23 protein-coding genes are annotated in these 25,388 nt (G+C 59.9%); 12 read left to right on the top strand and 11 right to left on the bottom strand.

Going from position 1 to position 25,388, the window contains the following annotated elements; translation table 11 throughout:
* The first annotated feature begins 119 nt into the window (after positions 1–119).
* Positions 120–857, top strand: coding sequence for a septal ring lytic transglycosylase RlpA family protein (locus NMA52_RS13865; RefSeq protein ID WP_254828291.1), 738 nt, complete (start codon positions 120–122; stop codon positions 855–857).
* Positions 858–869: 12 nt separating this feature from the next.
* Here the strand turns inward: NMA52_RS13865 and NMA52_RS13870 are convergent, their stop codons facing one another.
* The gene (locus NMA52_RS13870; RefSeq protein ID WP_254828292.1) at positions 870–2,120 is read right to left on the bottom strand and encodes an ABC transporter permease; all 1,251 of its coding nucleotides are present in this window, start codon (positions 2,118–2,120) and stop codon (positions 870–872) included.
* A 224-nt stretch (positions 2,121–2,344) separates the two neighbouring features.
* Between NMA52_RS13870 and queA the strand changes: the two genes are divergently transcribed.
* Positions 2,345–3,409, top strand: a complete 1,065-nt coding sequence (gene queA / locus NMA52_RS13875) for a tRNA preQ1(34) S-adenosylmethionine ribosyltransferase-isomerase QueA (RefSeq protein ID WP_254828293.1) — start codon at positions 2,345–2,347, stop codon at positions 3,407–3,409.
* 68 nt (positions 3,410–3,477) lie between these two features.
* Here the strand turns inward: queA and NMA52_RS13880 are convergent, their stop codons facing one another.
* From NMA52_RS13880 to NMA52_RS13890, 3 genes are all read right to left on the bottom strand, one after another.
* The gene (locus tag NMA52_RS13880) at positions 3,478–7,077 is read right to left on the bottom strand and encodes a hypothetical protein (protein ID WP_254828294.1); all 3,600 of its coding nucleotides are present in this window, start codon (positions 7,075–7,077) and stop codon (positions 3,478–3,480) included.
* 62 nt (positions 7,078–7,139) lie between these two features.
* Complete coding sequence (locus NMA52_RS13885; protein WP_254828295.1) at positions 7,140–7,574, bottom strand: hypothetical protein; 435 nt, start codon at positions 7,572–7,574, stop codon at positions 7,140–7,142.
* A 52-nt stretch (positions 7,575–7,626) separates the two neighbouring features.
* On the bottom strand, positions 7,627–8,418 hold the full coding sequence (locus NMA52_RS13890; RefSeq protein WP_254828296.1) for a ParA family protein: 792 nt from the start codon (positions 8,416–8,418) through the stop codon (positions 7,627–7,629).
* A gap of 165 nt (positions 8,419–8,583) precedes the next feature.
* On the opposite strand from NMA52_RS13890, the gene NMA52_RS13895 reads away from it, so the two are divergent.
* Together NMA52_RS13895 and NMA52_RS13900 are read left to right on the top strand one after the other, a co-directional pair.
* The gene (locus NMA52_RS13895; protein WP_254828297.1) at positions 8,584–11,127 is read left to right on the top strand and encodes a carboxypeptidase-like regulatory domain-containing protein; all 2,544 of its coding nucleotides are present in this window, start codon (positions 8,584–8,586) and stop codon (positions 11,125–11,127) included.
* A gap of 261 nt (positions 11,128–11,388) precedes the next feature.
* On the top strand, positions 11,389–11,631 hold the full coding sequence (locus NMA52_RS13900; RefSeq protein ID WP_254828298.1) for an energy transducer TonB: 243 nt from the start codon (positions 11,389–11,391) through the stop codon (positions 11,629–11,631).
* Positions 11,632–11,671: 40 nt separating this feature from the next.
* Here the strand turns inward: NMA52_RS13900 and NMA52_RS13905 are convergent, their stop codons facing one another.
* A complete protein-coding gene (locus tag NMA52_RS13905; protein ID WP_254828299.1) occupies positions 11,672–12,859 on the bottom strand; it encodes an MFS transporter in 1,188 nt (395 codons plus the stop codon).
* Positions 12,852–14,537 carry a M3 family oligoendopeptidase gene (locus NMA52_RS13910; RefSeq protein WP_254828300.1) on the bottom strand — a complete coding sequence of 562 codons (1,686 nt, stop codon included), beginning with the start codon at positions 14,535–14,537 and terminating at the stop codon, positions 12,852–12,854. The genes NMA52_RS13905 and NMA52_RS13910 overlap by 8 nt, the downstream gene beginning before the upstream one ends.
* A gap of 217 nt (positions 14,538–14,754) precedes the next feature.
* Between NMA52_RS13910 and rpoN the strand changes: the two genes are divergently transcribed.
* From rpoN to NMA52_RS13930, 4 genes are read left to right on the top strand one after another with little or no spacing between them, the layout of a single operon-like run.
* A complete protein-coding gene (gene rpoN, locus NMA52_RS13915; RefSeq protein ID WP_254828301.1) occupies positions 14,755–16,248 on the top strand; it encodes an RNA polymerase factor sigma-54 in 1,494 nt (497 codons plus the stop codon).
* Between the two features lie 55 nt (positions 16,249–16,303).
* The gene (locus NMA52_RS13920) at positions 16,304–16,597 is read left to right on the top strand and encodes a GNAT family N-acetyltransferase (protein WP_254828302.1); all 294 of its coding nucleotides are present in this window, start codon (positions 16,304–16,306) and stop codon (positions 16,595–16,597) included.
* Positions 16,598–17,680, top strand: a complete 1,083-nt coding sequence (locus tag NMA52_RS13925) for a glycosyltransferase (protein WP_254828303.1) — start codon at positions 16,598–16,600, stop codon at positions 17,678–17,680.
* Between the two features lie 18 nt (positions 17,681–17,698).
* Entirely contained in the window at positions 17,699–18,241 is a 543-nt protein-coding gene (locus tag NMA52_RS13930; RefSeq protein WP_254828304.1) for a PepSY-associated TM helix domain-containing protein, read from the top strand.
* A gap of 198 nt (positions 18,242–18,439) precedes the next feature.
* Here the strand turns inward: NMA52_RS13930 and NMA52_RS13935 are convergent, their stop codons facing one another.
* Complete coding sequence (locus NMA52_RS13935; RefSeq protein ID WP_254828305.1) at positions 18,440–18,997, bottom strand: thioredoxin family protein; 558 nt, start codon at positions 18,995–18,997, stop codon at positions 18,440–18,442.
* Between the two features lie 422 nt (positions 18,998–19,419).
* Between NMA52_RS13935 and NMA52_RS13940 the strand changes: the two genes are divergently transcribed.
* Positions 19,420–20,619, top strand: coding sequence for an acetyl-CoA carboxylase biotin carboxylase subunit family protein (locus NMA52_RS13940; protein ID WP_254828306.1), 1,200 nt, complete (start codon positions 19,420–19,422; stop codon positions 20,617–20,619).
* A 74-nt stretch (positions 20,620–20,693) separates the two neighbouring features.
* Positions 20,694–21,539: a DUF2911 domain-containing protein gene (locus NMA52_RS13945; RefSeq protein WP_254828307.1), complete on the top strand. Its 846-nt coding sequence runs from the start codon at positions 20,694–20,696 to the stop codon at positions 21,537–21,539.
* A gap of 77 nt (positions 21,540–21,616) precedes the next feature.
* Here NMA52_RS13945 and NMA52_RS13950 read toward each other — a convergent pair whose 3' ends face one another.
* Positions 21,617–22,630, bottom strand: a complete 1,014-nt coding sequence (locus NMA52_RS13950; protein ID WP_254828308.1) for an SDR family oxidoreductase — start codon at positions 22,628–22,630, stop codon at positions 21,617–21,619.
* Between the two features lie 76 nt (positions 22,631–22,706).
* Here NMA52_RS13950 and NMA52_RS13955 point away from each other — a divergent pair, with 76 nt between their 5' ends.
* Together NMA52_RS13955 and NMA52_RS13960 are read left to right on the top strand one after the other, a co-directional pair.
* Entirely contained in the window at positions 22,707–23,231 is a 525-nt protein-coding gene (locus tag NMA52_RS13955; protein ID WP_254828309.1) for a GAF domain-containing protein, read from the top strand.
* A gap of 33 nt (positions 23,232–23,264) precedes the next feature.
* Positions 23,265–24,032 carry a ScpA family protein gene (locus tag NMA52_RS13960; protein WP_371930974.1) on the top strand — a complete coding sequence of 256 codons (768 nt, stop codon included), beginning with the start codon at positions 23,265–23,267 and terminating at the stop codon, positions 24,030–24,032.
* 9 nt (positions 24,033–24,041) lie between these two features.
* Here the strand turns inward: NMA52_RS13960 and apaG are convergent, their stop codons facing one another.
* The 3 genes from apaG to NMA52_RS13975 form a co-directional block, all read right to left on the bottom strand.
* Positions 24,042–24,437: a Co2+/Mg2+ efflux protein ApaG gene (gene apaG / locus NMA52_RS13965; RefSeq protein WP_254828311.1), complete on the bottom strand. Its 396-nt coding sequence runs from the start codon at positions 24,435–24,437 to the stop codon at positions 24,042–24,044.
* 12 nt (positions 24,438–24,449) lie between these two features.
* Entirely contained in the window at positions 24,450–24,827 is a 378-nt protein-coding gene (locus NMA52_RS13970; protein WP_254828312.1) for a DUF3127 domain-containing protein, read from the bottom strand.
* A gap of 87 nt (positions 24,828–24,914) precedes the next feature.
* Positions 24,915–25,376: a Fur family transcriptional regulator gene (locus NMA52_RS13975; RefSeq protein ID WP_254828313.1), complete on the bottom strand. Its 462-nt coding sequence runs from the start codon at positions 25,374–25,376 to the stop codon at positions 24,915–24,917.
* Positions 25,377–25,388 lie beyond the last annotated feature (12 nt).

A 25,388-nucleotide genomic window follows, 5' to 3' on the forward strand; every position in this document is an offset into this window, starting at 1 on the left:
GCTTTGTAGTTATATTCCGTCATTTTAGAAATTGTTACGCCCGACCTAAAGTATTCGCTACCGCCGAACCTTACCGTCCCGGGTCCATTCCACCGATTACACTCAACCTTACACCGATCATGACTACCTTCCTTTCATCCCGCCTACGGCCCCTGTTGCCGGTCCTTGCGCTACTCTTTTTCACCCTGCCGGCGCTGGCCCAACGCACCGAGGGCATGGCCAGCTACTACGCCGATCGCTTTCACCTGGCCTCCACCAGCACCGGAGAACAATACGACAAGCACGCGCTCACCGCCGCCAGTAAGGAGTTTGACTACGGTACGGTGCTGGAAGTCACCCACGTAGCCAGCGGCAAAAAAGTAACGGTCCGCGTAAACGACTGCGGGCCCCACCACCCCGACCGGATCATCGACCTCAGTCGGGCCGCGGCGCGCGAGATCGGTCTGTTACGGGCCGGTTCGGCGATGGTGCGCCTCCGGGTCATTGAGGCCGGCACCCAGGGGCCTACCTGCGAGCGCTCGGCCTGGGCGCAGCGGGAGGCGGCCCGGGAAGCGCAGCCTACGGCTCCGCCGCCGACGGTACAGGTCAAGGGCCCCGACGCGCCCCGCCGCCGCCGCTTCGCGCCCGACGAGATGCTCTTCGGCGTCCAGGTCGGCGCGTTCAGCAAGGAAAGCAACGCCAAAGCGCTCGTGGAAACCCTTACGGAACTCGGCTTCGGGGAAGTGTGGTCCACCAAGACGGGCCTCATCCATCGCGTGTACACGGGGAAATACTACTTTCAGGACGAAGCGCAGGAACTGCGCAATCGCGTGCGGGAGGCCGGTTACCGCGACGCTACCGTGCGCCGGGTGCAGTAGCCAGCCCGGGCCCTAGCTGCGCATGGCCTCTACCGGATCCATCCGGGCGGCAAGAAGCGCTGGAATCAGACCGGCCAGGATACCCACGACCGCAGACAGGCCCACCCCGATCAGGGCGTAGACGATACTCAGCGAGATCTGAAAGCCGGGCAGGAACTGGTTGATGACGGATGTGATGCCCACGACCATGGCCAGTCCGATGAGCCCGCCGATGATGCAGAGGATGATCGACTCGGTCAGGAATTCCAGAAGGATCACGTACTGCCGCGCCCCCAGGGCCTTCTTTACGCCGATGAGGCTGGTGCGCTCCTTCACGCTGACGAACATGATGTTCGCCACGCTGATGGCACCCACTACGATCGAAAAGCCGCCGATCAGGAAGCCGATGATGTTGAGTACTCCGAAGAACTTCCCGAGGGCGTCGGCCGTCATACTGAGTTGATTGAGGGCGAAATTATCTTCCTCGCGCGGGCGTAGCTGCCGTTCGGAGCGGACGATTCCGCGGATGTCGTCCTCCAGCCGGGCCATCTCCACGCCGGGTTTGGCCTTCACCGCTACGGTGCCGCCGTACTGGTTGCGGTTCTTCAGGTTGACGAAGCGGGCGGCGTTGTTGTAGGTTACCAGAATCGCGTCGTCGAAGTCGAGGGGATTGATCAGGTCGTCCCCCGCCGGCGCCAGCGTACCGATCACCTGGTACTTGCGCCCCTGCATCTTGACCGTCTTGTTGATGGGGTTGATGGGACCGAAAAGTTGTTCGGCCAGCTGGTTGCCGAGCAGGATCTTATCGGTTCCGTTGCGGTATTCGGAAGTAGACCAGTAGCGCCCCCGGTTTACTTCGATGTTGAACAGGCGGTCGAGCTCGTAGGTCGTCACGAAGAGATAGCCCCCCTCCACGGCCTTGCTCTCGTACTTGAGGGTCCGGTTGCCGGGGACGGTCCAGTAGCTCACGATGCTTGCGGTGGCCAGGTTTTCCTTCAGGGCCTCGTAGTCGTCGTGGTCGGGGTAGGGTCGCTGGAAGTATTCCCACCAGTCGTCGCTGTTATCCTTCCAGGGCCACTTATCGAGGTACACGACATCGTCGCCGAGTTTGGCCAGACTGCCCGAGACGTTGTCCTGGAGGGACTGAACCGCGGAGAGTACCCCGATGATACAGAAGATGCCGATCGAGATCCCCAGCAGCGATAAGAAGGTACGGAGCTTGTTGCCCAGCAATTGTTGCCCCGCCTGCCGCAAACTCTCCGCAATTACCTTGGATAAAATCATGTTCCGCCGGATTGAACGACAAAAGTAGGGGCGGCGGGCGCGCAGGAGCCATGAAATAGACGAACGGCCCGGATTTTTCCACCGGCCACCGACCCCGTGCCCACGGCATACAACTTTCTGGAAGTCCGGTGCATTACTTCACCAGTGCCGTTGCGAGCGAGTTACAAAAAACCCTTACTTTTGCCGGCTGTTTCGCATATAAGTATACAAAATATTTTCCCGGGATGAGGACGAAATTGTCGCAATTTAAATTTGAACTTAACGATAAGCTGATCGCCAGAACGCCCAGTAAGCGGCGTGACGACAGTCGGCTGATGGTCGTCAATCGTGCTACGGGAGAGATCGAGCATAAACAGTTCACCGATCTCCTCGACTACTATAGCGAAGGAGATACCCTCATCTTCAACAATACGAAGGTTTTTCCGGCCCGCCTCTACGGTCTAAAGGAGAAGACCCAGGCCCGCATCGAAGTATTCCTGCTCCGCGAACTGAACAGCCAGGCCCGGCTGTGGGACGTCCTCGTCGATCCGGCCCGTAAGATCCGCGTCGGCAACAAACTCTACTTCAACGACAAGCGCGGCAACAACCGCCTCGTAGCCGAAGTTGTCGACAACACCACGAGCCGCGGTCGTACGATCCGCTTCCTCTACGACGGCCCCAACGACGAATTCACCAAGGAACTGCACTCTCTCGGCAACACCCCGCTGCCCAAGCTGCTGGAACGCGAGGCCGACAGCCGCGATGCGGAACGCTACCAAACCGTTTTCGCCTCCGAGGTCGGAGCAGTCGCGGCCCCCACCGCCGGTCTGCACTTCAGCCGGGAAACCCTGATGCGTATGGAACTGGCCGGCGTCAAGAAGGCCGAAGTCACCCTCCACCTCGGACTGGGTACTTTCCGCGACATCGAGGTGGAAGACCTCTCCAAGCACAAAATGGATGCCGAGTACTTCCGGATCCAGCAGCCCGCCGTCGATACCGTCAACGCGACGAAGAAGGACGGCGGCCTTGTTTGCGCCGTCGGCACCACGACGCTGCGCGCCGTCGAAAACAGCGTCAGCGCCGAACGCCTGCTCGCGACCAACGAAGGATGGACCAATAAATTCATCTTCCCCCCCTACGATTTCCACATCCCCGACCACCTGCTCACCAACTTCCACCTTCCGAAGAGCAGCCTGTTCATCACCACCTGCGCCTTCGGCGGTATCGACCTTATCCTGGAAGCTTACGCCCAGGCCCAGAAGGAGAAGTACAAGTTTTTCGCCTACGGCGACGCAATGTTGGTGATATAGAAGGGTGAGTTATTGAATGAGCAGAGCGAGTGACGCTACACAACTCACCAATTCGCACTTCACCAACTCTAAAAGTCCAGACCAAGCGATACGTGCAGCTTACCCGGCTGGCGATTGCTGGTTTCCACCCCCCAACCGTAGTCGGCACGGATGAAGTACCCGAATAGGGTCGTCCGCACGCCTACGCCGTATCCGTACACGATGGGTTCGCGGAACCGGCGGACCCTCACACGGACCGGGCTGTATCCCGACGTGGTCTGATCCGGGTACTCGGTGATGTTGACCGGGTTATCCTCATCGAAAGGGCTGGAGCCCGCCCAGGCGGTGCCGATGTCGAAGAAGGAAACGACCTGGAAGTCCCGGACGAAGGCCGAGCGAATATTATTGAACAGGTAGTTGAAGACGGGCACCCGCAGTTCGGCGTTGCCCAGGGTGTAAGTGCTGCCGTTGCGGATGTTGATGTCAAAGCCCCGCAGCGGGTTCGCCAGATCCTGAAAGACGAAGTCCCCTGACTGCGGCGTGGGTATACCGTCGTTGAAGTTGTTGATCACGCTGTTATCCGCGCCGCCGAGGTAGTACAGCACTTTCTGCCGACCGAAATTGGTCGCGGCGGCCAATCGGAACGCTAGCACACTGCGCTTCAGTATCCGCTGGTAATGACGGGCATCGAAGCCTACGATGCCCAGCACGCCCGGTTCGAACTGGGAATCTACGCCCTCGTCGAACGATATATTGAAGCTCTTGAAAACGTCGCCGTAGAATTTGTAGCGGGTGCCCATCCGCAAGTTGCGGCCCAGGCCAAGGGTATTATCGAATACGTACTCCAGCCGCATACCCGCCCGCTCGGTGCTCAGGGGCTCGGTCTGCAGGGCGGCCAGTTCCGTAGGCAAGGTCTGCACCCGATCGCGGCGGATCGTGGCCGTAGCGCGCAGGCTGCGGAAGATATCGAGGGCGTAGCGGACACCGTACTGCGCCATCAGGGTATTCTCTTCGATCAGGCGGGGGCCGTTGAGGGAGGTCGAGTTGCGGAAAATTCCGTCCTGGTACCGTCGGTTGCGCCGGTATACGGAATAGATCCGATCGAGACGGCGGCGCCGGTCCGCGCCGGTAAGGAAGTATTCCGTTCCGTTGAAACTCGTAGGGATACGCACTCCGCCCTCAATGACGTAATCTTCCATGAGGTCCAGGATATTCCCCTTGAGCAGGATGCCTACCGGCTGCTGGGTATACCCGTCCGGATTAGCGGCGTAGCTGTTCAGCCCGTCGAAGAGCGGTTCGTTATCGGCCGTCGTCTTCACGTAATTCACCCGGAAGGTGGTGCGGTACGACGTTACCCGCCCGGGGCGGAAGCGATAGATCCGATTCAGTTCGGGTACGGGCCGTTCCCGACGCACGGTGGTCGCGGTCGCCTGGCCGCTGCTGCGCCGTGCCGCGTTGTTCCTGCCGTCAACTACGGTGAGGGGCGGACGGGTGCCGGTGCTGTCCGGTGCCGCTCCGGCGGGAGGCTCGCCCGTGGCGTCCCCTTGATTGTCGAGCAGCGTGTCGTCGACGGGGGCGGGATCCGTAGCGGGCACGGGAGCGGTATCCTCGAAGCGGGTCTGAAAGAGCAGCCCCTCGTCGTCGCGGCTGATGTCCGTGTTGATGCGATTCGGCTGGATGACACGATTTGCCGGTTGTCTCCCCGGATTAGTGAACTGCGGCACGACCTGGCCGGCGGCCCGGTAACTCCGGCGGCGGTAGGCGGTGGGTGACAGGTTCACGACCGCCGTCGTATCGAAGCTGAAGCGCCGGACGATCGTGGTTCCCCCGTCGATGAAACTTTCCACCCCCACGGGTAGTTTTCCGCTCGCGTCCAGAGTGAGGATATTCGTCCCGTAATTGGTAACCGGCTCCACTACGGCCCGCTCCTTAATGATGGGATAGATCACGATCGAATCGATGAGCGCCGTATCCAGCTTTTCCAGCGTAGAGTCGCCGTGAAGGGTAATCTCGGTCCCGTCGGTCAGGTGGATCGTCTGCTCGTAGTGGTGGATGAAGGTCTCCAGGTGTGCCTGGAAGCGGTTGTAGATGCCGTTGGCATCGCTGAGGTAGCTGAAGTGCTCCCCGTCGATCGGCGCCGGCTCCCGCTCGTCGGCCAGGGGGGTATCGGTGATGCGCACCAGCTCCCCGGGTTTGTTCTCCAGGTCGTAGTAGAAAAGATCGTAGTGGCCCACCGGCAGCAGGGTGTCGAGCCGCTGGGCGAGCAGGGAAGTGTCCGGCCGGTTACTGGCGAAGACCACGCCCCGCCGCCCCCGCACGTTGACGGGCACGGCATCGAGGTCGTCCCAGAAATCGTTGGTGATTTTCACGGCTTGCCGGGAGGCGGGGTAGTAGGTGTAGATGTCGCTGAACCCGTCGGCCATCGCCGAGATGAGAAAGGTATTCGGGTCGTTGTAGGCCATGGTCAGCACGCGGTCCAGGCGAATACCCAGGATATCGGTCGTCTTCTTGCCGGTGTTCAGGTCGTACAGCAACAGCTTGGGCTGGTCCCGGAATTCGTACATGATCGCGATCTCCTGATTGGTGGGGGAGAAGTCGATGATGGGATAGGAGTAGTCCGTCGCCTGTAGCAGATTGCGCTGGCCACCCTTGAGGAGCAGTTCCCGCTCGCCGGTGTTTACGTCCTGAAGGTAGACCTTGTACTTACCGATCTCGTTGAGCACGTAGGCGATCTTTTGTCCGTCGGGACTCACCTTTAGCTGCGTGATGGGCAACTGCTTCTTGTTCTTGATCGTCAGTTGATCTTCCGTCGGCGTGCCGCGTCCACGGGCATCCTCGTTGTACCGGTTACGGTAAAATTCCAGCCAGTTGAAGAGTACCGTCTCGTAATTGCTCCCCAGGACGTAGAGGAAACCGTTTTCCACCGACCGGTTGATGCGGGTCAGGTAGAGGAGGTTCGATACGGTGGGTTTTCCGAGGTTCTCGGCGATGTAGTACCAGAAAGAGTGTCCGGCCAGCCGGGGGTAGTCGGCGGCCAGGTCGTTAAAGTCCTCATACTCCCCCGTGGCCATCAGGTCGCGCAGCTGATCGTCGAGGCGGGTATTCCAGTCTTCCCCGAGGTAGGCCACGAGTCCGGGCTTGAACCAGTCCGGCAGATTGAGCAGTACGGCATTCTGCACCACTTCCTGGACCGAGGAGCCATAGAGCAACTGCTCGATGTACACGCTGGCCATGGCTTCCCGCACCTGCCGGCGTAGGTCGGTATGATCACCGGTGAAGTAGACGAACGCCTTGTTGCCCAGAAATTTGGCCTGGGTGCCGGAGACGTAGCTCGTATTGGCGCTGAGCGACTGGTTGCCGGTCAGTTCGAAGACTTCCTCGCTGCCGATGTTGCTCTGCTTCACGTCGGTGATGTCACGGTAGGTGATGAGCTGCACCTTCTCGTTCATCCGGCTCTCCAGCATCTTCTGGATGTAGGCGAAGTCGTACTCCGCGAGCTGGACCACCGCCTGCCCTACGCCCTGGTTGTTGCCGTACCAGTAGGTGATGAAGTTATCGGACTCGTACTTTTCCCACTCCTCGAAGTCGCGGTGGTACTGCACGCGGTTCTTACCGAACTCCACCCGGGAAGTCTGGGCGGCGAGCCACGTCAGCGTACAGCACGCAAGCAGGGTAAGAAAAATACGCATCGGGGGGTCCTTTTACGACGTTATCGTGGGGAAGATAACGGAAAAGGGAGGGATAGGTTAACCTACTTCTCGAGGTACTGCGCAACCATCTCCTGAACGACATCTTTCAGGTACATCTTGCGGTCCTTGGCCTGTTCCTTCAGGGTCAGCAGGTGCTCCTTGTTGAACACCAGGGTCACCCGTTTCGTATCGGGCTTGGCGGGTTCGGCGGGCTCCTGTTCGGGGTCGTCCTGTACGGTACTGCGGATGAGGTAGTCGAGGCCGGTACGGCGGCGTTTGGTGCGGGGGGCGGAGGCGGCACGGCGGGAATCGTCGCCCAGGAAGACGTCAAGGTTCTGGGTGAAATTCTTGCTGGAGATCTTCTTCTTTGCCTTCTTCGTCTTCACGGGCACGCTCACTTCCACCACTTCCTCGTTGTCGGACGCGGGGTCGTCACCGAGGAGGTAGTTGTCCTCAAAGAGTCCGGATAGGTCGTCGGTAAAGCGTTTCTTAGCCATCGTTTACGTGTAGCGCCGAAGGGGGGTCGGCAGACTGCAGATTAGTGCGGGGTTATGCAGGTACGTCTTTTTGCCGGGGACGCAGGTGCACGGGATTTTCCGTTCGGGCGATGATCTCCTTGCACACCTTGAGGTAGTCCTTGGCGCCGTGGCTCGACCGGCTGTACGTAAAGATGTCCTGCCGGTTGGCCGGGGCCTCCGCAAGGGAAACGTTATCGCGGATGTAAGTTTCGAAGAGCAGCGGTCCGAAGTATTTCTTGATCGTTTCCACCACGTCGCGGTTCAGCACCTTGCGTTGGTCGTACATGGTGGCCAGTACGCCGCTGATGTGCAGTTCCTTGTTGAGGCGCAATTTCACCTTCTGGATCACCTGCTTGATCTTAGCTAATCCCTGCATGGCGAGGAACTCGGTTTGCAGGGGAATGATCACCTGCTGGCTGCTGGTGAGCGCGTTCAGGGTCAGCAGCCCGAGGCTAGGCGGACAGTCGATGATGATGAAATCGTAGTCGTCGTCCACGCCGGCAAACAGCTCCCGCAGAATGAATTCACGGCCGGCCTCATTCACCAGTTCCATCTCCGCGCTCGACAGATCGAGGCTCGAGGTGATGACGTGGAATCCGGGCTTGACCTCGTACGGCGACAGGTCGGATTCGCCCATCATACTTTCGTAGATCGTCACCGACTGCCGGGGAATACCGAGGCTGAGGGTCAGGTTGGCCTGGGGGTCCAGATCGACGAGCAGAACGCGCTTGCCAAGTTCGACCAGCCCGGCCCCGATGTTAATGGCGCTGGTCGTTTTGCCGACGCCTCCTTTGTGGTTCAGTAAGCTTAATACAGTTGCCATGCGTGGAGCTTGGTGGAAGCGCGAAGGTAATAAAATTTTGGTGGCGGGGATTTTGCTTCACAGCGTGGCGATCGCGGTTCCCGGCCTTCACCGATCCGTCGCGGCGCCCTCCCGACGCAAGATTGCGCTTACCTTTGGCGTTGGCCCTCTGGACTCCCGGCTGACATGCGCTTACCTACCCTATTCCTTTGCTTCTTAGTCATCTTTGGCTCCCGCGTCCGCGCCCAGGTGGAAACGGCCACCATCACCGGGCGGGTCACGGACCTGGTCAGTGAGCTGCCGGTCGACTTCGTCACCATTTACGTTAAGGGAGCCACCAGCGCTACCGAGACGGGGGAGCAGGGGCGCTACGTAACTACCGTACCGGCCGGCGAATCCTTCATCCTCGTATTCAGTCGCATCGGCTACCGGGAGACGGAGGTGAACGTGCGCGAATTGCCCGCCGGCGCCCGCCAGCAGATCGACGTGGCCCTGGCACCCATCGAGAGCGACCTGGAAGTGATCGTGCGCGAGAGTAAGATCGAGGAGGGCGGCATGATCCGCGAAGACCCCGCCCAGCTGCGCCTCCTCCCCTCCGTAACCGGCAATCTGGAAAGTATCCTGCCCAGCATTGCCCTGGGCGTGAGCAGCGGATCGGGTGGAGAGCTCACGAGCCAGTACAACGTGCGCGGCGGCAACTACGACGAAAATCTCGTGTACGTCAACGACTTCGAGATCTACCGGCCGCAGCTCGTGCGCCAGGGGCAGCAGGAGGGCCTCACCTTCGCCAACCCCAACCTGATGCGGAGCCTGAGCTTCAGTTCCGGCGGGTTCGAGGCGCGCTACGGCGACAAACTTTCCTCGGTCCTCGACATCAAGTATAAACGCCCCGACAGTCTGCGCGCCTCCCTCGACGCCAGCTTCCTCGGCGGCTCGGCCCACGTGGAAGGCAGCAAACAGGTCGGTAAGACGAGTTACCAGCGCCTGCGTTTCCTCGGCGGGGCCCGCTATAAAACCACCCGCTACCTGCTGGGGTCGCTGGAAACCACGGGGGAGTACCTGCCGAATTTCTTCGATTTTCAGGCTTACGTAACCTACGATTTCAGCAAGACGTTCCAACTCGGGGTGCTCGGCAACTACAACCGCAGCATCTACAACTTCAGCCCCGTCCAGCGCTCCACCGCCTTCGGCGGCTTCTTCGAAACGCTCCAGCTGTTCACCAACTTCGAGGGCGCGGAACGCGACGACTTCCTCACCCAAATGGGCGGGGTATCGCTCACCTACATTCCGGAGCGCCGCTCCAATCCGCTCTTCTTGAAGTTTCTTACCTCCGCCTTCCGCAGCGACGAAGACGAGGGCATCTCCATCGGCGGTCGCTATACCCTGGGCACCCTCAACACCGACCTGGGTTCCGACAATTTCGGCGAGATCGGACGGGTGATCGGCGTAGGCGTGCAGCAGGACTTCGTGCGTAATTTTCTCAATATCCAGGTCTACAACGCCGAGTTGCGCGGCGGTTTGGAACTCAACGTCGGCGACGCCACCACCAACCGCTCCCACTTCCTGCAGTGGAGCGTGAAGGCCCAGCACGAACGCATCGACGACTATATCCACGAGTGGGAGCGACTGGACTCGGCCGGCTACAGTCTGCCCTTCGACGAGGATGCCGTGCGCCTCTTCAGCGTACTCAACTCCCAAAACCAGCTCGAGAGTAATCGCTTCAGCGCCTTCCTGCAGGATACCTACACCTGGCGCCGCGACGGCCGGGCCGACATCCGCCTGAGCGCCGGGGTACGGGCCGTCGCCTGGGACCTGAGCGGTGAGGTCAACGTCAGCCCCCGTGCCCAACTGCTCTATAAGCCCCTCGGCGGCAGCAAGGACATCACCTACAAACTTGCCGGCGGACTGTACCAGCAACAACCCTTCTACCGGGAGATGCGGGCCCCGGACGGCACCGTTAACACCGACCTGCGCAGCCAGAAGTCGTTCCACCTTGTCGGGGGAATTACCAGCGACTTTTACTACGGCAAGCGCAATCCGAAGAAATTCCGTCTGATCACCGAAGCCTACTACAAGTCGCTCTGGGACCTAGTCAGCTACGAGATCGAGAACGTCCGCATCCAGTATTCGGGCCTGAACGACGCCAGCGGATACGTGGCCGGACTCGACTTCCGCCTCAACGGAGAGTTCGTCCCCGGTGCCGACAGCTGGCTCAACCTCAGCCTCCTCCGTGCTCGGGAAAAACTGCGCGACGTGGAGCACCGGAAAGTGATCGGTCGCGGCCCCAACGGCGAGGTGCTCGACGAGGTCGTGGAGTACGTGCCCCGCCCCACCGACCAACTCTTTCAGCTATCCCTCTTCTTCCAGGATTACCTGCGCAACAACCCCAACTTCCGCACCCACGTCAATCTTACCGTAGGCGGCGGCCTTCCCTTCGGCATCCAGGGTAGCAACACGGTGTACCGCAATACCTTGCGCTTCGACACTTACCACCGCATCGACATCGGCTTCAGCTGGCGCCTCTACGACCGGGAGACTTCCCGCCGGCGCGACACCTCCCCCCTCCGCTTCACGCGCTCGACCTACCTCAGCCTCGAAGTCTTTAATCTCATGAACGTCGGCAACCAGGCCGGCAACACTTTTATCAAGACCATCTTTGAGCAGCAGTACGCCGTACCCAACCGCCTTACCGGCCGGCGGGTGAATCTGCGGTTGAAGACGGAATTTTAGGGTGTTTAGCAGGTAAAGGGTACTCCGGGTATGGTAAAAGCGTTTGTTGTTTCAGATATTCCCTGATCTATGCACCTTTTACTTACTGGCATTTTCACCCTGGTGCTATCCGCGGGAGCGATGGCACAAGGGGTAACCGACCATCATCCGGAAGAATATATGCCAATGTTTACGTCCGTTCGCTGCGAAGGACTTGAGGAATATGCCGAGTTGAAGCCCTGCGCCGACCAGGCAATGCTGGAATTTATCTACGCACATTTGATGTATCCCCGAAAAGCGCGTCGCCGGGAAGTGCAGGGTCTGGCAGTAGTAACCTTCGTTGTGGAGAAGGATGGTAGCCTGACGTCCGTACAACTACTGCGCGACCCGGGTGCCGGTATTGGAGAGGAGGCCCTCCGCGTCGTTAACCTCATGGTAAATGGTCCACCCTGGACCCCCGGAATACAGGAGGGTAAACCGGTACGCGTACAGTTCAATCTCCCAATTCAGTTTAGTCTCAATTAAGGTGCGGTTACTCGTTTCGTAACGAGCCCCAATCACCCATTCACAACTTCCCCTCCCGCGGAAAGGCCCACCAGAAAAACACCGCCGCCGCCACCCCCACGCAGGCCGGAACCAGCCAGATCGACCACCAATCGTGGGTGCCGTCGGCGAGTTCGTTCACGCTGACGACCTCTCCGGCGATCCAGCTGCCGAGAAAAACGCCGATGCCGAGGTCCGCGAAGGACACCAGTCCCTGGGCCGTACTGCGCAGGGAAGTGGGGACCCGGTTGTCGATGTAGATCTGGGCGGCAATGATGATCCAGGCGAAGGCCACCCCCTGCACCACGATGCCGGCGTAGAGCAGGCCCTCCCAGTCGCCCGGCCGGCCGATGCCGAAGGCGAAGTAGCGCAGGCCCCAGGCCATGAGTCCCCAGAAGATGATGTTGCGAAACCGGAACCGCCGGAAGACAAAGGGCATGGCCAGCACCACCCCGATCTCGAAAAACTGACCGATGGCCATCTTCGCCGCGGCCGCCGGCCAGCCCACTTCGTTCAGAAAGGGGTTCAGGAAGCTGTAGTAGAAGGAGGAAGGGATGCAACTCGCCAGCAGGGCTATCAGGAGCACCACCATACCCCGTTCGCTGAATATTTGGCGAAGCTCGCTCCCGCGCACCGCCGCCCAGTCAAAGCCGGACTGCGGAGGCGTGTGGGGCAAAAAGTTGGCGTACACCGCCAGCAGTAAGGAGGTAATGCCCCCCGCCAGAATGGGCAGCGCCGAGTCCTCCACCCGGAATACGCTCAGGGCCACGCCCACCAGCATGAAGGAAACCGTACCCCACACCCGCACCAGGGGGTACTGCTCCGCCGGCCGGTCGAGGTGGTGAAAACACATGGCCGCCGCCAGACTGAAGGTGGGAATGAAGCACAGGTTGAACAGCAACATCCAGGCGTAGAACCAGCCGAAGGAGGTCGTGAAGAAGCACGCGATGAGGGCCGCCCCGCCGATGGCGTTCAGCACCCCCATCAGCCGCTCCGAGGGAAAGCGCCGGTCGGCCAGGAAGCCCATAAGCGGCGGCGTGACCGTGGCGGCCAGGGCGTTGGTGCCGTAGATCATGCCCACCTGCAGGCCCGTGAAGTCAAGGCTCTGCAGCAGGTAAGTGCCCAGATTGATGAGCCAGCTCGACCACACGGCAAACTGCAGGAACAGCAGCAGCGAAAGCCGGAACGTGAGCCCCCTGCCCTCAGACATCCAGCCGCTCCCGCATCCGGTCCGCTATTTTCTTCACGACGCCGTCCTCGAAGGGGTTTTCGAGCCCGGCCAGTTCCACCAGTTCCAGGAAGGACTTCGAGCCCCCGGCCTTGCACAGGCGCACGTAAGCGGCCCAGGCGGCGTCGTGGTCCTCTTCGTCCCTGAGGAAAAACTGAAAGGCGCAGATCTGGGCCAGGCAGTAGTCGATGTAATAGAACGGCACGGAGAAGATGTGTCCCTGGCTCTGCCAGAAGGTGCCCTCGCTCAGGTGGTCGTGGTCGGAGTAGTCGAGGTGGGGCAGGTACTTCGCTTCCATCTCCTTCCAGATGGCGTTGCGGCCGGCATTGTCGAGGTCGGGATTTTCGTACACCCGGTGCTGGAATTCGTCGACCGCGCAGCCGTAGGGCAGAAAGCGGAAGCTGCCCGCTACGTGACTGAAGTAATACTTCTCGGTGTCCGGGCCGAAGAAACCCTCCATCCAGGGGTAGGTGAAAAACTCCATACTCATGGAGTGGATCTCGGCGGCGTCGTAGGTGGGCCAGTTGTACTCCAGGGGGCGCTGGTCGCGGCTGCTGTACACCTGGAAGGCGTGGCCGAATTCGTGGGTGAGCACGTCGATGTCGTGGCTCGTACCGTTGAAGTTGCTGAAAATGTAGGGCGACTGGTGGTCATTGATGAAGGTGCAGTAGCCGCCGGGGGCCTTGCCGTCCTTTGCTTCCAGGTCCATGAGTTTTTTGTCCTGGAGGTAGCGGAAAAACTCGCCGGTCTCCTGGCTCAGCTCCTGGTACATCCGGTCGGCGTGGGCCACGATCTCCGCCGGGGAGCCCTGGGGCTTGGGGTTGCCGCTCGGGAAGCGAAAGGCCAGATCGTAGTAGTGTAGCCGGTCGATGCCGAGCCGCTCGCGTTGCTTGTCGTACAGCCGCTGGGCGATGGGCACGATGTGCTCCCGGATCTGCCGGCGAAAATTGGCGACCTGCTCCGGGCCGTAGTCCGTGCGGTTCATGTTGGCGTAGCCGAGGCCGACGAAATTGTCGTAGCCCAACTTGGTGGCCATGCTGGTGCGGAGCTTTACCATTTCGGCATAGATCTCCTCGATACGGGCACGGTGATCGGCGAACCACTGCCACTTGGCGCTGCTGGCCTCCTTGCGTTTTTCCCGGTCGGCCACCTGCTCCAGGGGCGTGATGCTGGAGAGGTTGTAGGTCTGTCCGTCGACCTCGATCTCCGCGCCGCCCCGCAGCTGGGTAAACTCGCTGTTGAGCTTATTCACGGCCTGCAGTTCCTCCAGAATCTCCGGGCGGAAGGTGCGGATGCTTACCTCCGCCGAGTCAAACAGCTGGGTACCGAAGTGTTGCTGCAGGGCTTCCCGGTGGGGACTGTCGAGCAGGGCCCGGTAATAATCGACGCGCCACTGTTCGGTGCGGGGCAGGTGCTGGTCGAACCAGTCCTTTTCCTGGCGGTAGAATTCGTCCCGGGTATTGATGCTGTAGCGGATGTAGCCGATGTTGTAGGCCGTGGATACGCTGGCGCGGATGCTGTCGATCTGCTCCACGGCGGCGATGGCGTCGTGAAGGTGTTCGGCGGACCGTAATTCTTCCAGCACCGCGTTAAAGGCGGTCTCCAGTCGGTCGAGGTCCGGTCGTTCGTAGGCAAAGTCGGGAAAGGTAAGCTGAGACATAGGTGTTGGTTAGGAGTGATTCCTGAAGGAGACAAATGTAGGCACGGGGAGGTTCCGGGCGGGAACGCGGGAGCCGGCGGAATAGGAGGGAGCGGTCCTGAGAATTAAAAATTCCGGCACCCCCGGCATTCCGGGGCGGTCGGTCCTATTTTGGGTTGATGCGGATTACCCCCCACGGTGAACCTAAGGCCGCACTTGCATCGTTCCATCACCAGCCATGCTCGGACAATCACTCAAGCAATCGCAGCTCCAGAAGCTCAGCCCGCGTCAGATCCAACTGATGCAGCTCATGCAGCTGCCCCTGTACGAGCTCGAACAGCGCGTCAAGGAAGAGCTCGAACGCAACCCTACCCTCGAGGAAGCCATCCCCGAACCCGCTGACGGGCCTGCCGACCGCGACGAACAGGAGAGCGAACGCAGCGAAAGCGACCCCTTCGAAATGGAGGAACTCTTTCAGCAGTACATCGACGACGACCCTACCAACTACCAGCAGAACGGCAACGACGACGCCTACGACGCCCCCGGCAGCTACACCGCCGACGAGAACACTTTCTTCGAATACCTGGAAGGCCAGCTCGCCAACCTGGAGTTCGACACCCCCCTCGATCGCACCATCGCCCTGCAGATCATCGGCAACCTCGACGACGACGGCTACCTCCAGCGCCTGCCCAGTGCCATCGCCGACGACCTGCTGATCAATTACGACATCGAAGTCGATACCCGCCGCATCAAGGAAGTGCTCCGGGTGGTCCAGTCACTCGAGCCCCCCGGCCTGGCCGCCCGCAACCTGCGGGAATGCCTGCTGCTGCAGCTGAACGCCAAGATCGATAATGGCGACGACCTCGACGACCACACCTTCGCCGATCTGGTGCTGGCCCAGACGGTCATCCGCGATCACTTCGATCTGTTCAGCAAGAAACACTACGATAAACTCCGGGATAAACTGGAGGTCGACGAGGACGAACTCCGCGATGCCCTCGCCGAGATCCTTAAACTCAACCCCAAACCCGCCTCCGGACTCGGGGGGCGCGCCGGGGGTCGGGCGGCGCGCGTCGTAGTCCCCGATTTTTTGGTCACGGTCGTCGACGGCGAACTCCGGCTCAGCCTGACGGCCCGCAACGCCCCCGACCTCAAGATCAACGACTACTACCAGCAGCAACTCGCTGAATACCGCCGCAAACAGAAGGAATCCGGCAAGCTGACCATCGCCCAGAAACAGGCGGCCGGCTTCATCCGTCAGAATATCGATTCGGCCAGCTGGTTCATTGAAGCCATCCAGCAGCGACAGCAAACGCTCTACAGCGTCATGCATACGATCGTCCGGTACCAGGAACAGTTCTTCCGCACCGGTGATCTCAAGACCCTCCGCCCCATGATCCTGAAGGATATCGCCGGACCGACCGAACTCGACATCAGCACCGTGAGCCGGGTGGTGAATTCCAAATTCGTGCAGACCGACTTCGGTACCTTCTCCCTGCGGGAATTCTTCAGCGAGGGCATGACCAATGAGGACGGGGAGGAGGTGAGCACTACCCAGGTCAAAAAGGTGCTGGCCGAGATCATTTCCGCCGAAGACAAACGTAAACCCCTCAACGACAGTAAGCTGCAACGCGCCCTCAAGGATGCCGGCTACGACATCGCCCGCCGCACCGTAGCCAAGTACCGCGAACAACTCGGACTGCCCGTAGCCCGCCTCCGCAAGGAACTATGAGCAAACATCTTCGGTGAATGTGCGTACTATTGCCCCCGTCCAAAAGCCAACGTGAATGTCTAACTCCACCGAAACCGTCGTCCACAATCAGGAAAAGAACCGCTTCGAAGTCATCAATGGCTCCCAGGTTTCCAAACTACTGTACCAAATGAAGGGCGAGGACCAGATCGAACTGGTACACACCGAGGTGCCCGAAGATCTTGCCGGCCAGGGCATCGGCAGCGATCTGGTCACCACGGCCCTGCAGTACGCCCGCGACCACAAGCTGCAGGCCATCCCCTCCTGCCCCTTCGTGGCCTCCTACGTACAGCGTCATCCCGAATGGAACGACGTGGTAGTGGAGCTCTAAGTGCTCGCTCTGTTTTTGCTGGCCGCGGCCATTCAATTTGCCGCCTGGATCTTCGTGTTTCCCCGGGCGTTCGGGGCGGTGCACAAGTCCCCGGAATATCCCGCGCCGCCGCCGGTGTCGGTCATCGTCTGTTTTCATAACGAAGCCCCGACCCTGGAAGCCTGCCTGCGGAGCATCCTGACGCAGCGGCCCGCCCCCGCCGAAGTGATTGCCGTGGACGATCATTCGACCGATGCTTCCGCCGCTATCGTTCGTCGGCTACAGCAGGAGTTTTCCGCGCTGCGTACCGTTGACCCCGGCCCCACCCGGCCCGGAAAGAAGGACGCCCTGACGGCCGGAATCGCCGCGGCCACCCATCCTTACCTATTGTTGACCGATGCCGACTGCGTTCCCGCCACGTCCGCCTGGTTGCACCGCATGACTGCCCCCTTCACTTCGAATGCCGAGGTGGTCCTGGGTTGCTCCCCCTACCGCCGTCGCCCCGGACTGCTCAACGCCTGGCAGCGGTTCGAAACGACCTACGTCGCCCTCCAGTACCAGGGCTTTGCCGCCCACGGACTGCCGTACATGGGGGTCGGTCGCAACCTGGCGTACCAAAAAAGCTTCTTTCAACGGGCCGGTGGCCTGCGGGCGCACACCAACCTTCCGGGGGGAGATGACGATCTGTTGGTCGGCCACCACGCTACCGCCCCCGGCACCGCCCGCGTCACCGACCCGGCGGCCTGGACCTACTCCGCCCCCGCTACCCAGTGGTCGGAGTACATCCGCCAGAAAGTGCGTCATCAGTCTACCGGTCCGCGCTACCGTCCCCTGCACCGGAGTATCCTGCTCGTGCTGGCGGCTAGTCACGGATTATTTTTCTTACTCGGCCTCGGGCTCCTCTTTACCCCCTTCTGGGGCGGTGCGCTGCTGATCTATGCGGTACGGGCGGCGCTGATATTGCGGGTGTACCTGCGCGCGCCGGTGAGTGACTTTCTGGGCGGGGACGCGGGAGCGGCGTCGGTTCTGCTGGGAGATGCTCTTTTGGCTCCTTTTTCCTTGTTCCTGGCCGTGGCAACCACGCTGCCCCCGGGGCGTTGGTAAAAGCAGTAGGTTGCATCCATGGAAGAACTGACGTCGCGCCAGAAACAAGCCAGGCTTCTCCGTCGTACCCGCCGCGTCCACCGCTGGTCGGGGATTACCCTCTTCGTGTTCTTCTTCATTATCGGCGTTACGAGCGTCCTGCTCGGCTGGAAAAAGAACGTCGACTACATCATGCCTCCGACCGCCCGCGGTACCAGCACCGAACTGGCCGAGTGGCTCCCCACCGATCGCTTACTTACCCTCGCCCAATCCGCCCTCACCGACTCCCTCGGCCCCGCCTACGATCCCACCATCGATCGCATCGACTACCGCCCCGACAAGGGTTCCCTCAAGTTTCTCTTTAAAGACCACTACGGCGAAGTCCAACTCGACGGCGCTACCGGCCGCGTCCTCAGCATCGGCATCCGCCGGGCCGACTTCATCGAGCACATCCACGATGGCTCCATCATCAACGATCCCTTCAAGATCATTTATTCCACCCTCATGGGTCTCGCCACCATCCTGTTCACGGTCTCGGGCTTCTGGCTCTGGTACGGTCCCAAACGCATGCGCAACAGCTAGCCCCCCCCAGCTAAACTACTAACGACCTAACGTACTACCCGCTACCACACTACCCGACTAAACTACTAACGAACCAACGGACTACCCGCTACCACATTACCAGTCTACCACACTAAACTACTAACGTACTACCCGCTACCAGTCTACCACACTACTAAACTACCACACTACCCAACTAACAGCCTAAAAACCTCCCCCCTACTTCTTCCACTTAATCCCGCACCCCGCGCTCGGATACTGCTTTTCCGGACTGGGCCGCCCCGCCAGCAGATCGTCCATCGCGGCACGCAGATCGGCACCGGTCACCTGCTTACCCGAACCCGGACGGGCATCGTCCAGCCGACCCCGGTAGTAGAGTTTCCGGTCTCCGTCGAAGAGATAGATATCGGGCGTACAGGCCGCATCGTAGGCTTTAGCTACTTCCTGAGTGGCGTCGTACAGATAGGGAAAGGAGAACAGGTTATTGAGGGCGAAAGCCTCCATATTATCCGGACTGTCAACGGGATAGGCCTCCACGTCGTTGCTGCTGATCGCCACCGTACCGATGCCCCGGTCCTCGTAGTCGTTGGCCACGTCGATGAGTGCTTCAATCGTATGAATGACGTACGGGCAGTGATTGCAGATAAACAGTACGAGCGTCCCCTTCGGCCCCTTCACGTCGTCGTAATTCAGTTTAGCGCCCGACACGGCATCTTCCAGTTCGAAGGGAGGAGCGAGCGTGCCGATGTCGACCATGGTGGATTCCGTCAGTGCCATTGTTCAGATATTTTGCGGGTTGTTGAGTAGCTTGCTGTCAGCCCCTAGTAAAGGCCCTACCCGCCCTTCCGGTTTACCCCCGACCCAACGAACCAATAAACACCACACTAAGATCCTAACCGACTACCGACTAAAAGCCTAACCGACTAACTGACTAAATGCCTACCACACTACCACATCCCCCGACTAAAAGCCTAACCAACTAACCAACTAACCAACTAAAAGCCTACCATACTACCACACCACCCGACTAAAAGCCTAACCAACTAACCAACTAACCAACTAAAAGCCTACCATACTACCACATTACCACTCTACCACACCACCCGACTAAAAGCCTAACCGACTAACTAACTAAAAGCCTATCACACTACCACATTACCACTCTACCACACCACCCGACTAAAACACTCCCACCCCCCATGACCTTCCTCTGCATTTCCTGTTACTTCAAGGGTGTCCCCTTCCTCCGCGCGTGCAAAGCCGCCGGCAATACCGTCTATTTGCTCACCGTCAAGAAACTGGAGCACGACCCCTGGCCCCGGGAAGCCATCGATGAGTTCTTTTTCCTGGAAAGCGACAGCAACGCTCCCTCCGACCTGGCCAATATCGCCAAGGGGGTTGCCTGGATGATGCAAAGTCGCCCCATCGACCGCGTAGTGGCCCTCGACGATTTTGACGTGGAGAAAGCCGCCTACCTGCGCGAGGAATTTCGCCTGCCCGGCATGGGACAAACCACCTCCCGCTACTTCCGCGATAAACTCGCCATGCGCATCCGGGCCCGCGATCACGGCGTGCCGGTACCCGCCTTCTCCAGCCTGTTCAACGACGTGGCCCTTACCGAATTCGCTAACCGGATCGAGTATCCCTGCCTCATCAAGCCGCGGGGCGAGGCCAGCGCGACGGGCATCACCAAGGTGCATTCGGCTCAGGAACTCTGGGATACCGTGCACCAACTCGGGGAACGGCGGAAAGAGTATCTGGTGGAGCAGTTCCGCCCGGGGGATGTTTACCATGTCGACGCCATTTCGGTAGACGGAGAAGTAGCCTTCTGCCAGGTATCCCGTTATCTGAGCACACCCTTCGAAGTGGCCCACGGCGGCGGCATTTTTCGCTCGGTCAGTGTTCCTTACCACGATGAGGAAGCCGTCATTCTACGTCGCCTCACGGAAGACGTCATGCATGCGTTCGGAATGCAATTCAGCGCTTCGCACACGGAGTTCATCAAGACCCGGGAGGGCAACTTCGTCTTTCTGGAAACCGCCAGCCGGGTCGGTGGAGCTCACCTGGCCGAGATGGTCGAGGCGGCCACCGGCGTCGGCCTGTGGACGGAGTGGGCCAAACTGGAAACGGCCATGGCTACCGGACAGCCCTACACCGTACCCGAGCGCCGCTACGACCAAGCCGGCATCGTCGTCAGTCTCTGCCGCTACGAATTTCCGGATACGACCTCCTTTACCGATCCGGAGATCGTCTGGCGTATGGATAAAAAACATCACATCGGGCTTATCGTCGCGTCCGAGTCCCCCCACCGGATCCGCCAGCTGTTAGACGAATACGCCACCCGCATCGCCCAGGACTTCCACGCAGCCGCCCCGGCCCCGAAAAAGTCGACGCACTGAGTCACGGACACTGGACCTGCGCGCGCGCCCGCCGAATACGTACCTTTGGTCAGCTAACCAAACCAACTGCAATCATGCAAGCAAGAGTTCTTACCCTTCTTCTTTCCCTATTCGTCATCGGTCTGCCGGCCCAGATCGTATCCCCACCCCCTTCGCCCCTACTGAAAATGGAGACCACCGTGGGCCTCACCGACGTGTCCCTCGAATACAGCCGCCCCGGTATGCGCGACCGGAATATCTTCGGCGCCGACGGACTCGTGCCCTACGGCGAAATCTGGCGTACCGGAGCCAACCAGGCCACGAAGATCACCTTCAGCGACGCCGTCAAGGTAGCCGGCAAGGAGATACCCGCGGGCAGCTACGCCATACTCACCAAACCCATGCAGGGTCTGTGGGAGGTGATGTTCTTCCCCTACGAAAGCGGCAACTGGACCAGCTACACGGAGCAGACTCCCGACGTCACCGTCTCCGGTAAATCCGGCATGCTGAGCGAGGCCGTCGAAACTTTCACCATCAATTTCACCAATTACACTCTCGACGGAGCTGACCTGGTGATGATGTGGGACAAAACCCAGGTGACCCTGCCCGTCGAAACGAACGTGAAGGAGTCCGTCATGGCCACCATCGATCGCGTGATGGCCGGCCCCAACATGAACGACTACTTCCAGGCGGCAACCTTCCTGAATGAGTCGGGCCTCAATAACGAAAAGGCGCTCGAATACATCCGCAAGGCGCACGAAATGGCCGGCGAAAATGCCCGCTTCTGGATGGTGCGCCGGGAAGCCATTATCCTAAGCGACCTCGGCAAAAAGAAGGAAGCCATCGAGGCGGCCAAACGTTCCAAGATGCTTGCCGAAGAGGCCGGTAATATGGACTACGTACGCATGAACGAAAAGTCGATCGAAGAGTGGTCGATGTAGGCTTCCCACCGTACTAGCCGAAAAAGAAAGGCCCGGAAGAACGTGTTCTTCCGGGCCTTTTTACTTTCGCTCCCTTGCTACCGACGGGTAAGGGAACTGGTGATGAGGCTCGTCGCAGCGATCACGGTACCGAATACGATGGCGGAGGTCAGTGCCCGCACGGTCGACCCCTTGAGGACGATGCCGCTGTTCTTGGCCTTGTCGTCGAAGTCGCCGTGACTGCCGTGATCACCGGGTACGGACTCGAACAGGTAGTCCTTGTCGTGACGGGCCGGCTTATCGGTTTTCTGACCGCTTACGGCGGACTTTCCGAGGAAGAGGTCCATCAGTCCGGGAAATAATTTACTGCTGAGGATCGTCTGCACGGCCGGAAATCCGACGTAGTACTCCCGATCGTTGGTGCCGGCGGCCGCCACCACGGCCCGGGCGGCTACCTCCGGTTGGTAAATGGTGCCCATGGGTCGGGGCTGCTTGTCGAGTTTATTACGCACGAGACTGAACTGCGTGGTATTCACGCCGGGTAGTTGCACCATGGTGGTCTTCACCTGGCTTTTCTCGTGTACCAGTTCCGAGCGCAGGCTGTCGTAGAAGCCCTCGATGGCGTGCTTGGCACCGCAGTAGGCGGTCTGGAGGGGGATGCCCCGGTAAGCTAATGCGGATCCTACGAACACGATGCTCCCGCGGTTACGCGGTTGCATACGCTTAAGGGCGCATTTCGCCCCGTATACGGAGCCCAGATAGGTCACTTCCGTAACGCGCTTGAACTCGTCCATGTCCACGTCCTTGAACAGGCCGAGGACGCTGGTCATGGCATTATTGATCCACACATCGATGGGACCGAAGGTTTCTTCCACCTTGGCGGCGGCTTCGTCGAGGGCGCGAAAATCGGCTACGTCGGCCGGAAGCACGAGGGCTTCGCCGCCCAGGGCTTCGATCTCCTTACGGGCGCCTTCCAGACCCTCCTGGTTGCGGGCGATCAGTCCGATGCGGGCGTGCTCCTTGGCAAATTCGCGGGCGATGGCCCGGCCGATGCCGGCGGAAGCACCGGTGATGACGACGGTTCGGGGGCGTTCAAAATTATTGCTACTCATTGTCTTGATGTTTACTTGTTGCGGAAGTTCCGCACTCTCTACAACCCGGACCGTGGGGGACGTTGTTCGTATCACCATGTCCGCTACCGCTGAAATGCCCTACTTCGTCCGGCCCTCCGTAAATCTGAATACGGAAGAGAAAGAAGTCGCCTATTCCCTGGCCCACGCCGCCATCGCGGCCACCGTGGGTGGTGAGGATAACGAGGTGATGAAAATGGCCACCGTCAACAGTCTGCTTAAAACCTACTTACCGTACTACTACTGGGTCGGCTTCTACCTGGTACACGGGCAGCGTCAACTCATCGTCGGTCCGTACCAGGGCACGCTGGGTTGCCTGTACATCGACTTCGGGCGGGGAGTATGCGGAGCCGTGGCCGCGAGTGAGCGTACGAAGATCGTCGCCGACACTCATGTGCTGGAGGAGGGCAAGGAGCACATCGCCTGCGACCCCAACAGTCGCTCGGAGATCGTCCTGCCCGTTCACCGCGCCGACGGTAGTTTGCTGGGGGTGTTCGACGTGGACAGTACCGAGGAAGCCTCCTTCGACGCGGTGGACCAACGGTGGCTCGAACAGATTTTACGGGATACCTTTGCCGTATAAATTTTAAATGGCCAATTTTCAATTCCAAATTTTCTGAGCTACCAGATCCGACTCCCGCAGTTCGAAGGCCCCTTCGACCTCCTGCTGTTCTTCATCGAGCGGGACGAGCTGGACATCTACGATATTCCGATCGCCACGGTGACCGACGACTTCCTGGAGTACATGCGGGCGGCGGAGCGGATGGACATCGACCTGGCCAGCGAGTTCGTGCTGGTAGCGGCGACCCTCTGTCGGATTAAGGCCAAAATGCTTATCCCCCGCAAGCCGGTGGACGAGGAAGGAAACGAGATCGACCCGCGGGAGGAATTGGTGAACCGGCTCCTGGAATATAAACGCTACAAGAGCGTACTGAAGGAACTCCGGACCCTGGAAACGCAGCGGGGCATGCGCAGCTACCGCGGCAACATCACCGAAGAACTCGATCAGTTGGCGACGAAGGCCCTCGTCGACGTGGAACTGGAGAGCGTCACCCTCTTCAAATTGTTACGTGCGTACGAACGAATGCTCGGCCGCCTGGAGGAAGCTAACCGCAAGCCGGTCGTCCACGAGATCGCACAGTTTACCCACACCATCGAGGAGCAACAAATCCGGATCATGGAACTGGTGGAAGGGATCCGTTTCGGGAAGCCCCGGCCGGGGTTCGTGGACATCTTTGGGGTATGCCACACGCGCATTCACGCCATCGTGACCTTTCTGGGCCTGCTGGAACTCCTCAACCTGCGACAAGTGCGCCTTATCCCCGGCGATGCCGTCAATGAATTCTGGCTCGAAGCGGGCTCCGGTGACGGGGAAGAAGAATAGGCGGGGAAACTAGTTCAGTACGGCGGGGGCGATGTGGAGAAAACGGGGGACCTCTACTTCAAAGTAGTTTTCCACGCCGTCGCCATCGCGGCGGTACATCACGTAACTTCCCTGCATGGCACCGATCGGGGTCGCGAACTGCACCCAACTGTTGTACTCGTAGAAGTCGCCGGGCTGAATGACGGGCTGCTTGCCCACGACGCCCTCCCCCTCAACGTGGCGGCGGTCTCCCGTGGCTTCGATGACCTGCCAGACCCGGCTCAGGAGCTGTACCGGAAAATCTCCGTGGTTTTCGATCCTGATCCGGTAGGCGTGCACGTACTGCAGCTCTTCGGGTTGGGAATACCGCTCCTGGTAGAAACTTTCGGCGCTTACACGGACGCGCTGGGTGGTCTGGCTGGTCATGACGGGGGGAATTTAGAACGGCAGATCGTCGTCCGCCTCCACCATCGGTTCGTCGCTGGCGGAGGGGAAGTTGCCGGGGGTATCGCTGTTGGCGGCCGAAGGGGTAGGGGCACTACCGGCGGCCATGGCCTCTACGCGCCAGGCGTTGAGGTTGGTGAAGTACTTATCCTGCCACTGACGACCACGCAGGTCGAAGTGCACTTTAATCTCGTCGCCCTCGTTGAGGTCGTCGATGATGGAGGTACGATCCTGGGTGGTCTGAAACTTGACGAAATTGTCGTACTGTCCGCCGTCGTTGGCCTTAATAACGAAGTCGCGCACGCGGAAGCTCTCTCCCTTGGTTTCCGTTTCGTATTTCTTGACGAGCGTTCCGGTAATTTCGAATGACATAGGTTCGTGATTTATCTTATTTATCAAGCAAAAATGTGGGCGCCCCGGTTCGGGGGTCACTGATTAATTTCGTCGAAAGGGTAGTCGTTACCGCGTCCGCTCACAAGCACCGGCACACTCTCCGTAGAGGTTCAGGCTGTGGCCGGTGACCCGGAAGTTAAGGATATCCCCCATCATGTTCTTGATTTGCTGTACGCGGGGGTCGCAGAATTCCAGCACCTTGCCGCAGGTATTGCAGATCAGGTGGTCGTGCTGCTTGTAGCCGTAGCTCTTCTCGTACTGGGCCAGATTCTTCCCGAACTGGTGCTTCTTGACCAGATCGCAACTCACCAGCAGTTCCAGGGTATTGTAGACCGTAGCCCGGCTCACCCGGTAGTTGTTGGTCTTCATGTGGATGTACAGCGACTCGGCATCGAAGTGATCGTCGCGACCGTAGATCTCTTCCAGTATCGCGAACCGCTCCGGGGTCCGGCGGGCCTTGCGCTCGCGGAGGTGCTCGGAAAATATATCCTTGACCTGCTGTATGTCGGTAGTGGGGTTGGTTCGCATGAGCGGGGGGGA

This window comes from Lewinella sp. JB7 (assembly GCF_024297185.1).
Classification (GTDB): Bacteria; Bacteroidota; Bacteroidia; order Chitinophagales; family Saprospiraceae; genus Neolewinella.

What these genes read in the sequence shown, in the direction of transcription:
- NMA52_RS13890 (WP_254828296.1), bottom strand. Translation starts at nt 8,418, where the DNA reads ATGGCAACTGTATTAAGCTTACTGAACCACAAAGGAGGCGTCGGCAAA.
- NMA52_RS13905 (WP_254828299.1), bottom strand. Translation starts at nt 12,859, where the DNA reads ATGTCTGAGGGCAGGGGGCTCACGTTCCGGCTTTCGCTGCTGCTGTTC.
- NMA52_RS13900 (WP_254828298.1), top strand. Translation starts at nt 11,389, where the DNA reads ATGTATCCCCGAAAAGCGCGTCGCCGGGAAGTGCAGGGTCTGGCAGTA.
- NMA52_RS13940 (WP_254828306.1), top strand. Translation starts at nt 19,420, where the DNA reads ATGACCTTCCTCTGCATTTCCTGTTACTTCAAGGGTGTCCCCTTCCTC.
- NMA52_RS13880 (WP_254828294.1), bottom strand. Translation starts at nt 7,077, where the DNA reads ATGCGTATTTTTCTTACCCTGCTTGCGTGCTGTACGCTGACGTGGCTC.
- NMA52_RS13955 (WP_254828309.1), top strand. Translation starts at nt 22,707, where the DNA reads ATGTCCGCTACCGCTGAAATGCCCTACTTCGTCCGGCCCTCCGTAAAT.
- NMA52_RS13920 (WP_254828302.1), top strand. Translation starts at nt 16,304, where the DNA reads ATGTCTAACTCCACCGAAACCGTCGTCCACAATCAGGAAAAGAACCGC.
- rpoN (WP_254828301.1), top strand. Translation starts at nt 14,755, where the DNA reads ATGCTCGGACAATCACTCAAGCAATCGCAGCTCCAGAAGCTCAGCCCG.
- apaG (WP_254828311.1), bottom strand. Translation starts at nt 24,437, where the DNA reads ATGACCAGCCAGACCACCCAGCGCGTCCGTGTAAGCGCCGAAAGTTTC.
- NMA52_RS13945 (WP_254828307.1), top strand. Translation starts at nt 20,694, where the DNA reads ATGCAAGCAAGAGTTCTTACCCTTCTTCTTTCCCTATTCGTCATCGGT.
- NMA52_RS13935 (WP_254828305.1), bottom strand. Translation starts at nt 18,997, where the DNA reads ATGGCACTGACGGAATCCACCATGGTCGACATCGGCACGCTCGCTCCT.
- NMA52_RS13865 (WP_254828291.1), top strand. Translation starts at nt 120, where the DNA reads ATGACTACCTTCCTTTCATCCCGCCTACGGCCCCTGTTGCCGGTCCTT.
- NMA52_RS13930 (WP_254828304.1), top strand. Translation starts at nt 17,699, where the DNA reads ATGGAAGAACTGACGTCGCGCCAGAAACAAGCCAGGCTTCTCCGTCGT.
- queA (WP_254828293.1), top strand. Translation starts at nt 2,345, where the DNA reads ATGAGGACGAAATTGTCGCAATTTAAATTTGAACTTAACGATAAGCTG.
- NMA52_RS13870 (WP_254828292.1), bottom strand. Translation starts at nt 2,120, where the DNA reads ATGATTTTATCCAAGGTAATTGCGGAGAGTTTGCGGCAGGCGGGGCAA.
- NMA52_RS13970 (WP_254828312.1), bottom strand. Translation starts at nt 24,827, where the DNA reads ATGTCATTCGAAATTACCGGAACGCTCGTCAAGAAATACGAAACGGAA.
- NMA52_RS13885 (WP_254828295.1), bottom strand. Translation starts at nt 7,574, where the DNA reads ATGGCTAAGAAACGCTTTACCGACGACCTATCCGGACTCTTTGAGGAC.
- NMA52_RS13895 (WP_254828297.1), top strand. Translation starts at nt 8,584, where the DNA reads ATGCGCTTACCTACCCTATTCCTTTGCTTCTTAGTCATCTTTGGCTCC.
- NMA52_RS13910 (WP_254828300.1), bottom strand. Translation starts at nt 14,537, where the DNA reads ATGTCTCAGCTTACCTTTCCCGACTTTGCCTACGAACGACCGGACCTC.
- NMA52_RS13975 (WP_254828313.1), bottom strand. Translation starts at nt 25,376, where the DNA reads ATGCGAACCAACCCCACTACCGACATACAGCAGGTCAAGGATATATTT.
- NMA52_RS13950 (WP_254828308.1), bottom strand. Translation starts at nt 22,630, where the DNA reads ATGAGTAGCAATAATTTTGAACGCCCCCGAACCGTCGTCATCACCGGT.